The organism is Streptomyces sp. 7R007, assembly GCF_054850255.1.
Map to the genome: position 1 here is coordinate 1 of NZ_JBTWMV010000159.1, position 577 is coordinate 577.

At 70.5% G+C, this 577-nt stretch carries 1 pseudogene; it reads left to right on the forward strand.

Features of this window, described 5'->3' with window-relative positions:
• A pseudogene (locus ACYF6T_RS44590) lies at window positions 1-577 on the forward strand (IS5 family transposase); the annotation flags it as partial.

Below are 577 nucleotides of genomic sequence, written 5' to 3' on the forward strand. Positions count from 1 at the left end.
AACCGGTGCCCCCTGGCGTGACGTGCCGGAACGCTACGGGCCGTGGGACCGGGCCTATGACCTGTTCCGGCGCTGGCAGCGCGATGGCACCTGGGCCCGGATCGTCACTCAGCTGCAGGCCGAGGCCGATGCCGGGGGCCTGATCACCTGGGACGTGAACGTCGACTCCACGGTCTGCCGGGCCCACCAGCACGCGGCCGGGGCGGCGAAAAGGGGGATCTCCAGAAGGAACCACCCGGCGGGATCACCGTCGAGCCGGCCGACCACGGGCTCGGACGGTCCCGGGGCGGCCTGACCAGCAAAATCCATCTCGCCGTCGAGCAGGGGCAGAAGCCGTTATCGGTGGTGATCACCGCCGGACAGCGGGGTGATTCGCCTCAGTTCGAGCCGGTCCTGGAAAGGATCAGGGTGCCCCGGCTCGGTCACGGCAGACCGCGCAAACGGCCGGACCGGGTCCGGGCCGACAAGGCCTACGACTCCCGTAGCAATCGCGCCTACCTGCGCAGACGCGGGATCAAGGCCACGATCCCGGTCCCGACGGACCGCGTCCGCAACCGGCTCAAGCGCGGATCGCGAG